At 53.3% G+C, this 10,000-nt stretch carries 8 protein-coding genes; 7 read left to right on the forward strand and 1 reads right to left on the reverse strand.

Translation table 11 applies throughout. The features are described 5' to 3' along the window. The 6 genes from dnaA to gyrB form a co-directional block, all read left to right on the forward strand. Window positions 1–1,353 (forward strand): chromosomal replication initiator protein DnaA (gene dnaA, locus PD282_RS00005; RefSeq protein ID WP_274648375.1); only part of this gene is annotated, 1,353 nt, incomplete at its 5' end. A 210-nt stretch (window positions 1,354–1,563) separates the two neighbouring features. Continuing rightward, window positions 1,564–2,706, forward strand: a complete 1,143-nt coding sequence (gene dnaN, locus PD282_RS00010) for a DNA polymerase III subunit beta (protein ID WP_274648376.1) — start codon at window positions 1,564–1,566, stop codon at window positions 2,704–2,706. Between the two features lie 17 nt (window positions 2,707–2,723). Beyond that, window positions 2,724–2,945 carry a S4 domain-containing protein YaaA gene (gene yaaA, locus PD282_RS00015; RefSeq protein WP_274648377.1) on the forward strand — a complete coding sequence of 74 codons (222 nt, stop codon included), beginning with the start codon at window positions 2,724–2,726 and terminating at the stop codon, window positions 2,943–2,945. Between the two features lie 42 nt (window positions 2,946–2,987). Beyond that, entirely contained in the window at window positions 2,988–4,097 is a 1,110-nt protein-coding gene (gene recF, locus PD282_RS00020) for a DNA replication/repair protein RecF (protein ID WP_274648378.1), read from the forward strand. A gap of 62 nt (window positions 4,098–4,159) precedes the next feature. Beyond that, window positions 4,160–4,408, forward strand: a complete 249-nt coding sequence (remB, locus tag PD282_RS00025) for an extracellular matrix regulator RemB (RefSeq protein ID WP_274648379.1) — start codon at window positions 4,160–4,162, stop codon at window positions 4,406–4,408. A gap of 51 nt (window positions 4,409–4,459) precedes the next feature. Further along, window positions 4,460–6,370 carry a DNA topoisomerase (ATP-hydrolyzing) subunit B gene (gene gyrB, locus PD282_RS00030; protein ID WP_274648380.1) on the forward strand — a complete coding sequence of 637 codons (1,911 nt, stop codon included), beginning with the start codon at window positions 4,460–4,462 and terminating at the stop codon, window positions 6,368–6,370. Between the two features lie 79 nt (window positions 6,371–6,449). On the opposite strand, the gene PD282_RS00035 is transcribed toward gyrB, so the two are convergent. Next, entirely contained in the window at window positions 6,450–7,229 is a 780-nt protein-coding gene (locus tag PD282_RS00035) for a YheC/YheD family protein (protein WP_274648381.1), read from the reverse strand. A 279-nt stretch (window positions 7,230–7,508) separates the two neighbouring features. Between PD282_RS00035 and gyrA the strand changes: the two genes are divergently transcribed. Further along, a complete protein-coding gene (gyrA, locus tag PD282_RS00040; RefSeq protein ID WP_274648382.1) occupies window positions 7,509–9,998 on the forward strand; it encodes a DNA gyrase subunit A in 2,490 nt (829 codons plus the stop codon). The last annotated feature ends 2 nt before the right edge of the window (window positions 9,999–10,000 follow it).

Consider the following 10,000-nt stretch of genomic DNA (forward strand, 5'->3'; position numbering starts at 1 on the left):
GTGGATAGCCATACGCACGAAATGTGGCAACAGGTGCTGTCGATCATTCAGACGAAGCTGAGCAAACCGAGCTTTGACACCTGGTTCAAAGCGACGAAAGCTTCCTTCCACGGCGAATCGACGGTTGTCGTGACGGCACCGACGACTTTTGCGGCTGAATGGCTTGAAAGCCGTTATACGAAGCTGGTGCGAACGACGCTGCAGGAATATATGGGCCGTCAGTACGATATCAAATTCGTCATTGAAGAAAATAAACCCCCCGAACCCGTCGTGCAGCAGCCGCCGGTCGTTCAAAGCGTGCAGACCGCGCCGGAAGAGCCGTTTGTGCATATGCTGAACCCCAAATATACGTTCGATACGTTTGTTATCGGCGCCAATAACCGGTTTGCCCATGCGGCGTCACTGGCCGTTGCCGAAGCGCCGGCGAAAGCGTACAATCCGCTTTTTTTGTACGGCGGCGTCGGGCTTGGGAAAACGCATTTGATGCACGCGATCGGGCAATATATTTTGGAGCATAACCCGAATACGAAGGTGCTTTACCTGTCTTCCGAAAAGTTTACCAATGAATTTATTAATGCGATCCGGGACAACCGGGGCGAGAGCTTTCGCAATAAATACCGCAATATCGACATTTTGCTTATCGACGATATTCAATTTTTGGCGGGAAAAGACGGCACGCAGGAGGAGTTTTTCCATACGTTCAATGCGCTGCACGAGGAACGCAAGCAAATCGTCATTTCCAGCGACCGCCCGCCGAAGGAAATTCCGACGCTCGAGGAACGGCTTCGTTCCCGGTTCGAGTGGGGGCTTATTACCGATATTCAGCCGCCGGATCTCGAAACCCGCATCGCCATTTTGCGCAAAAAAGCGAAAGCGGAAAATCTCGATATTCCGAATGAAGCGATGGTCTATATCGCCAACCAGATCGATACGAACATTCGCGAGCTGGAAGGGGCGCTGATCCGCGTCGTCGCTTATTCCTCATTGATCAACGAAGATATTTCGTCGCATTTGGCGGCGGAAGCGCTCAAGGACATTATCCCGTCGAGCCGGCCGAAAATGATAACGATGCAGGACATTCAGCAGAAGGTCGGCGAGATGTACGGTCTGAAAATCGAAGAATTTAAGGCCCGTAAGCGGACGAAAGCGGTTGCGTTCCCGCGGCAAATCGCCATGTATCTGTCGAGAGAGCTGACCGATTATTCGCTGCCCAAAATCGGCGAAGCGTTCGGAGGACGCGACCATACGACCGTCATCCACGCGCATGAGAAAATATCGCAGCAGCTCAAAGCGGATACCGATCTTTATAAAATCGTTCAAACGCTCACGGAAAAAATTAAAAATCATTCCTGAACAATACGAGAGGCCTATGCACAAGCTTATTCACATGTGGATAGGCTTCCTTTATCGGCGGTTTGTTCACTTATCCACATAATCCGCGCCCCTACTACGACTACTACGGTTTTTTAAATATAATCATCATCAATAATGATAAAGCGACAGCATGCGCGCAGCGGCGTCTGCAAACCCGGAGATCAGCATATAATTAGGAGTGATAACAAGGTGAAACTTTCCATTCGAAAAGACGAGCTAAACGAGGCCATTCAGCAGGTTTCCAAAGCGGCCTCTTCCAGGCCGGCCATACCGATCCTCGGCGGAATCAAATTCGACGCCGCGCATCAGGGCGTGACGTTAACCGCCAGCGACACCGATATTTCGATTCAAAGCTTCATTCCCGCCCAAAACAGCGAATATACCGTGGCGAATATCGACAAGCCCGGCAGCGTCGTGCTTCCGGCCAAATTTATCGTGGAAATCGTCAAGAAGCTGCCTTCCGACGAGGTCGAGATCGAAATGAAAGAGCATTTTATGACGATGATCCGCTCCGGTTCGACCGATATTCAGATGGTCGGCCTCGATCCGGAGGAATTTCCGGTGCTGCCGTTTATCGAGGAAAGCGAATCGTTCAACGTTCCCGGCGACTTACTCAAAGCGATGATCCGGCAAACGGTATTTGCCGCTTCGACCAGCGAGCAAACGCCGATTTTGACTGGCGCATTATGGAATTTGCAAGAAGGGCAGCTGAAGTTTATCGCGACCGACCGTCACCGGCTCGCCAGCCGCACCGCAACCGTCGAGACTCGGCCCGACTATAAATTTTCCAACGTCGTCATCTCGACCAAAACGTTAAACGAGCTTTCCCGGCTCATTCCGGATGACAACCGTCCGGTCACGATCGTCGTCGCCGACAATCAGGTGCTGTTCAAAATCGAAAACGTGCAGTTTTATTCCCGGATGCTGGACGGGACTTATCCGGATACTTCCAAGATTATTCCGCACAACTTCAAAACAGAACTCGTCCTGCATACAAAAAAATTGACGGATGCGATCGACCGCGCTTACCTCATGTCGCGCGAGGAGAAGACGAACATCGTCCGGTTGATTACGCTGGAGGACGGGTCGATCGAAATTTCGTCCAGCTCCACCGAGCTCGGACGGGTAACGGAGCAATTCGAGGTCCGGGAATTCACCGGCGAGCCGCTCCGGATTGCTTTTAACTCCAAATATATGCTTGATTCGCTTAAAGTCATCGACAGCGAGTATTTGTTTATGGGCTTCACGGGAGCGATGAGCCCGATCATCCTGAAGCCCAGCGACCACCAGCACAGCCTGCATCTTATTTTGCCTTACAGGACGACGGGGTAACGACGGGGGCCATGACGATGAAAGAAATCGCAATACGAACGGAGTATATTGCGCTCGGCCAATTTCTGAAGCTGGCGGAGTGCATCGATACCGGCGGGGCGGCGAAATTTTTCCTGCAGGAGACGCAGATCCGCATCAATGGCGAGCCGGACAACCGGCGCGGGCGCAAGCTGTACCCGGGCGACGTTGTGGAAGTGGAAGGCTTCGGGTCATTTACGGTCGCACGAAATGAAGCTTGAACAGCGGCTGCACGCGCAGGGCTGCAACCAGGAGGCCCAGAGGTGTATTTAAAATCGATTCAACTGCAGCATTATCGTAACTATGAGCAGATGGAGCTGAAGACCGACAGCCAGGTCAATATGTTTGTCGGACCGAACGCACAGGGCAAGACGAACCTGCTTGAAGCGATCTTCGTGCTGGCATTGACGAAATCGCACCGGACGAGCAGGGACAAGGAACTGATCGGCTGGCAGTCGCAGGATGCGCGCGTCCGCGGCGTTTTGGACAAGAAATACGGCGAGGTGTCGCTCGACTTAAGCCTGTCGGCGCAGGGTAAGAAAGCGAAAATTAACGGGCTGGAGCAGCGAAAATTGAGCGATTTTGTCGGAACGCTCAACGTGGTCATGTTCGCTCCGGAAGACTTGGAGATCGTGAAAGGAACACCGGGCATCCGCAGGCGGTTTCTCGATATGGAAATCGGCCAGGTCCAGCCCGGTTATTTGCATACGCTCGGCCAATACGCCAAAGTGCTGTCCCAACGGAACAATTATTTAAAATCCGCCGCACCCGGCGGCGTGCAGCAGGCGCTGTTGGACGTCTGGAATGCACAGCTTGCCGAATACGGTGTTAAAATTGTGAAAAAAAGGCAAACCTTTATTTATAAACTGCAAAAATGGGCTCAGCATATTCATGCGGGCATTACGGCCGGCGCGGAAGAGCTGACCATCGTTTACCGGCCGTCCTTTGAAACCGGCGGAACGGAAGAAGAATCTGTTTTATTTGAGCAATTTATGATAAAGTTATCACAGGCCAAAGAGCAGGAGTTTCGCCGGGGGATGACGCTGGTAGGACCTCATCGCGACGATATGGCCTTTTATATAAACGGCAAGGAAGCCCAGATCTTCGGATCCCAAGGACAGCAGCGAACGACCGCGCTTTCGCTCAAGCTGGCGGAAATCGAGCTTATCCATGAGGAAATCGGGGAGTATCCGCTTCTGCTGCTAGATGATGTCTTATCCGAGCTGGACCGGAACCGGCAGACGCAGCTCATCGAAACTTTTCAAAACAAAGTGCAAACGTTTATTACGACGACAGGGCTTGAGAGCGTCAATATCGGCAAGCTGCAGGACGCCCGCATTTATCATGTCCGCGGAGGTCAGGTGGCGCGCTGAGCCGGCTGTTTTCCATATCGATAACGGCTGCGGACGAAATGGCGAAAGGGTGGATCCAAGCGATGTATATTCATTTGGGCGGAGAAAAAATTATTCGCGCCGCGGAGCTTGTGGCGATTTTTGATATTTCCATCGAGCAGTCCTCCAAACTTTCCAAACAGTTCGTTGCGCAGGCACGCAAGCGAAATGACGTTGAAGTTATCGGAGAAGAAGAAGCGAAATCGATTGTTGTGACCGAGCACAAAATCTACTATTCGCCGATCTCGTCCTCCACGCTGAAAAAACGATCGCATCACTTTGCCACCACTTAAATCAAGAAGCGATTAGGAGAAAGCAGCCCGAGAGGAGCAGTGAAATCGAGCATGTCTTTGAATCACAATTCGTACGACGAAAGTCAGATACAGGTTCTGGAAGGATTGGAAGCGGTACGAAAAAGACCGGGGATGTATATCGGCTCCACCAGCGGGAAAGGACTGCACCATTTGGTGTGGGAGGTTGTCGACAACAGCATCGACGAAGCGCTGGCCGGTCGTTGCGACAACATCCAGGTGATTATTCACGAAGATAACAGCATTACCGTCATCGATAACGGCGGGGGGATCCCCGTCGGGATGAATGCGAAGATGCAGCGGCCGACGCTTGAGGTCGTCCTGACGGTCCTTCATGCCGGAGGCAAGTTCGGCGGCGAAGGCTATAAAGTATCGGGCGGTCTTCATGGCGTCGGCGTCTCCGTCGTCAACGCGCTGTCCGAGCAGGTTGTCGTTACCGTCAAGCGCGAAGGCAAAATCCATCAGCAGGAGTATCGCCGCGGCGTGCCGCAGTACGATGTGAAGGTCATCGGCGAGACGAATGAAACCGGGACGACGGTCCGGTTCAAGCCGGACACGGAAATTTTCACGGAAACGACCGTTTTTGAATACGAAATTCTGCAGACGCGGATTCGCGAGCTGGCTTTCCTGAACAAAGGCATTCAAATTTCGCTGCTCGACGAGCGGACGGGCACGTCCGATACGTACAAATACGACGGCGGGATTATCGAGTTCGTCAAATATTTGAATCGTCACCGCGAAGCGCTGCACGAGAACCCGATTTATGTCGAAGGCTTTAAAGACAATATCCAGGTGGAGGTCGCGCTCCAATATAACGACGGCTACAGCGAGAGCATTTACTCGTTTGCGAACAACATCAGCACGCACGAAGGCGGAACGCACGAGTCCGGATTTAAGAGCGCGCTGACTCGGATTATCAACGATTATTCACGCAAAATGAATCTGGTCAAGGACAATGATTCCAACCTTTCCGGCGACGACGTTCGCGAAGGGCTTACCGCGATTATTTCGGTGAAAATTCCCGAGCCGCAGTTTGAAGGCCAGACGAAGACGAAGCTTGGAAACAGCGAGGTGCGCGGCATCGTCGAATCGTTTTTCGCGGAGAAGTTTCAGGAATTTCTCGACGAAAATCCATCGGTATCGCGCAAAATCGTCGAGAAAGGCCTGTCGGCCGCCCGGGCTCGCGAAGCGGCCCGTAAAGCGCGCGAGCTGACGCGCCGCAAAAGCGCGCTGGAGGTGAGCTCGCTGCCGGGCAAGCTGGCCGACTGCTCCTCCAAGGACGCCTCCATCAGCGAGCTGTATATCGTCGAAGGCGACTCCGCGGGCGGTTCGGCCAAACAGGGCCGCGACCGTCATTTTCAGGCGATTCTGCCGCTGCGGGGGAAAATACTGAATGTCGAAAAAGCGAGACTCGACCGCATTCTCGGCAATACGGAGATCCGGGCGATCATTACGGCGCTTGGGACCGGCATCGGCGACGATTTCGATATTTCGAAGGCACGGTATCATAAGGTCATCATTATGACCGATGCCGATGTCGACGGCGCGCATATCCGGACGCTGCTGCTGACGTTCTTTTACCGGTACATGCGCAAAATTATCGAGGCGGGCTATATTTATATCGCCCAGCCGCCGCTGTTCAAAATCGAGCGCAACAAAGTGGTCCGCTACGCGCAGTCCGAGAAGGAACGGGATGACATTATCGCCGAATTCGGCGAAGGCGCGAAGGTGAACGTGCAGCGCTATAAAGGCCTCGGCGAGATGAATGCCGGACAGCTGTGGGAGACGACGATGGACCCGGAAAGCCGCATGATGCTTCAGGTTACGATCGAGGATGCCATGGAAGCGGACGATGTGTTCGAGACCCTGATGGGGGATAACGTCGAGCCGCGGCGCGATTTTATTCAGCAGTTCGCCAAATTCGTGAAAAATCTCGACGTTTAGCGAACCGTGGCGTAAAGCCTATGCTTACGATCAACAAGCCGTTCGGATGTAACCGGACGGCTTGTTTTTATATGCCGGCTTATGTTTTTCGCGGCGAGGAACGTTTTTTCTTTCTGAACCGGCCGTACGCCTTGCAATATTTGGATACCTTGAGGTACACTTTCTTATCCGGCAGCTTGCGGAACAGGTAAGGATCCGGCATCGTATTCACTTCCAGGATCCACGGGTTGAAATCGGTATCGACCGCAATGTCGATACCGATTTCTTTTATTCGGGGATAGACCGTTTGCAGCTGCGAAGCGACCGATACGCCAAGCGTTCGCAGCCAATTGTTATAGGACTTGACCGCTTTGGGTGACAGGTGGCTGCCCATTAGCGTTTCGAACGTCATCGGCTTGCCGCCGCTGTGATAGTTGGTGACGACCTTGAGCGGATGGCCGAGCCGCCCGATTATGCCCGTCGTTTCCCATCGATCGCGCAAATTTTTTTGGACCATGACGCGGATATCGAAGCGGCGGCCGTTATATTTTAACAGCTCGATCCCTTTCTGGATCAAATAAGGCCGGCTGCCCAGCTCGCGTTCCAGCCGGTCGGCCATTTGCACGAAGGCGGGAAACGTCCGCAGCTTCGTACCGAGCTGATACGTATAGTGGTCTTCGTCCACTTTCTCAATGCGGATGACGCCGCCGCCGAACGTCCCCTGATCCGGCTTGACGTACAGCATGCCGCATTCGTCCAGCATCGTTTGCAAACCTTCGCGGCTCCATTGAATCGTTTCCGGAATATGGCCGCTCAGCGTATCGGATTGCAATAAAGCATTCGTTTTTGCCCACTTGCTTTTGACTCGTTGAATGCCCAAGGAGGCTCCGCCTTTCCGTTCGTCGATTGTTGTCGAATGAATGCCTAGCGCGCAGGAGACAGGGGGGTAAAACGATGCTATAATAGTGAAGATGCCTATTTTTATACATTCGCGAATCGTTCGGTTTAGTTTATGGCGGAGAGCAGGATGCGGACCGGGCCTTCGCCCAGCATTTTCTTGAAAACATGAAACATGACGGATTTGATGTTTAAGCGCGCCGCTAATATGAGAACACTGTTTCTAGCAGCGGTTATACGATATTTTTCAGGAGGTTGACCCATGGCGGAAGAAGAACGTTCGCAAGTACGAAATCGCGATATCGGGACCGAGATGCGGGATTCGTTTATGGATTATGCGATGAGCATTATCGTCAGCCGGGCGCTCCCGGACGTAAGAGACGGGCTGAAGCCGGTACACCGCCGCATTTTGTACGCGATGTCGGAACTGGGCATGTCGCCTGACAAGCCTTTTAAGAAGTCCGCCAGAATCGTAGGCGAGGTAATCGGCAAATATCACCCTCACGGCGACTCCGCCGTTTACGAGACGATGGTGCGGATGGCGCAGGATTTTTCGCTTCGCTATATGCTGGTCGACGGGCACGGGAACTTCGGTTCGATCGACGGCGATATGGCCGCGGCCATGCGGTATACGGAAGCGCGTCTGTCCAAAATCGCGATGGAAATGCTGCGCGATATAAACAAAGAAACGATCGATTTCATCCCGAACTACGATGGCGAGGAACAGGAGCCGGCCGTGCTGCCCGCCCGTTTTCCGAACCTGCTCGTCAACGGCTTATCCGGCATTGCGGTCGGTATGGCGACCAATATTCCGCCGCACAATCTCGGAGAAGTCATCGACGGGGTGCAAGCGCTGATCCGCAATCCCGAGATTACGCCGATCGAATTGATGGATTATATTAAAGGTCCCGATTTTCCGACTGCGGGCTTTCTGATGGGCCGCCACGGTATTCGCCAGGCCTATACGACCGGGCGCGGCTCGGTTACGATGCGGGCGCGGGCGAACATCGAAGAGAGCGGCGGCCGAGCGCGCATCATCGTGCACGAGCTGCCCTATCAAGTCAATAAAGCCCGATTGGTCGAGAAGATCGCCGAGCTTGTGCGCGAGAAAAAGATCGAAGGCATTACCGATTTGCGGGACGAATCGGACCGCAACGGCATGCGGATCGTAATTGAATTGCGCCGGGACGTGAATCCGAGCATTGTGCTGAACAATTTGTATAAGCATACGCAAATGCAAATGAACTTCGGCATCAATATGCTGGCGCTTGTAAACCGCGAGCCTCGCATTTTGAATTTGAAAGAAATTCTGTATTACTATTTGCAGCATCAGATCGAAGTTATCCGGCGCCGGACCGAATTTGACCTGAAGAAGGCCGAAGCAAGAGCGCACATTTTGGAAGGACTGCGGATCGCGCTGGACAATTTGGACGAGGTGATTGCGCTCATCCGGGCTTCGCAAACGACGGAAGAAGCGAGAGAAGGCCTTATTTCGCGGTTTGCGCTCACCTTTGATCAGGCCCAGGCCATTCTGGACATGCGGCTGCAGCGCCTCACCGGCTTGGAGCGGGAGAAAATTGAGGCCGAATATGCCGAATTGCTGAAGAAGATTGCCGAATATAAGGCGATTTTGGCCGACGAGCAGCTCGTCCTGCAAATTATTAGCGAAGAGCTTGAAGAGATCAAGCAGAAGTATGGCGACGAGCGCCGCACGGAGTTGATGGTCAGCGAGGACGAGATTTTGGATGAGGACCTCATTCCGCGTGAAGATGTGGTGATCAGCATCACTCATTCCGGCTATGTGAAGCGTCTGCCGGTTACGACTTACCGGAGCCAGAAGCGGGGCGGTAAAGGCGTCATCGGGATGGATACGAAAGACAATGATTTTGTCGAGCATTTGTTCATATCCAATACCCACCAATTCTTGCTGTTCTTTACGAACAAAGGGAAGGTTTACCGGCTCAAAGCTTACGAAATTCCCGAGCTGAGCCGCACCGCGCGGGGGACGCCGATTATTAACCTGATTCAAATCGAGCAGGGCGAAACCGTCAATGCGGTCATTCCGGTCGAGTCGTTCGATCCGGACCAATATTTATTTTTTGCCACCCGTCAGGGGATCGTGAAGAAGACGCCGCTGGACGACTACGCGAATATTCGAAAAATCGGTCTGATCGCGATCTCGCTTCGGGAAGACGACGATCTGATCGGCGTGAAGCTGACCGACGGCAATCAGGAAATCATTATGGGCACCAGCCAAGGGATGTCCATCCGTTTCCCGGAACAGGACGTGCGTTCCATGGGCCGCGGCGCAACCGGGGTCAAGGGCATTCAGCTCGACGACGGCGATTATGTCATCGACATGGACGTAGTCGTAACGGATAACGAGGTTCTTATCGTTACATCCAAGGGCTACGGCAAACGAACGCCGGTAAGCGAATACCGCATCCAGACGCGCGGGGGCAAAGGGATCAAAACGTTGAACGTGACCGATAAGAATGGTCAGATCGTCGGACTCAAGGTCGTCCACAACGACGAGGACTTGATGATTATGACGGCATCCGGTACCATGATCCGCACGAGCATGGAAGGCATCTCGACGATGGGACGTAATACCCAAGGGGTGAAGCTGATTCATATCCGCGAAGAAGATTCGGTCGCCACGGTCACGCGCGTCGCCCGGTCCGAAGAAACGGATAATGAGGAAGAATTCTCCGAAGGGCCGGAGTCCGGCGAGCATTCGGCCGAAGAATAAGA

Origin of the sequence: Paenibacillus humicola, from assembly GCF_028826105.1 — a bacterium.
Lineage (GTDB): Bacteria > Bacillota > Bacilli > Paenibacillales > Paenibacillaceae > Paenibacillus_Z > Paenibacillus_Z humicola.

Coding starts and splice junctions, on each gene's coding strand:
- yaaA (WP_274648377.1), top strand. CDS start 2,724: ATGAAAGAAATCGCAATACGAACGGAGTATATTGCGCTCGGCCAATTT.
- remB (WP_274648379.1), top strand. CDS start 4,160: ATGTATATTCATTTGGGCGGAGAAAAAATTATTCGCGCCGCGGAGCTT.
- gyrB (WP_274648380.1), top strand. CDS start 4,460: ATGTCTTTGAATCACAATTCGTACGACGAAAGTCAGATACAGGTTCTG.
- gyrA (WP_274648382.1), top strand. CDS start 7,509: ATGGCGGAAGAAGAACGTTCGCAAGTACGAAATCGCGATATCGGGACC.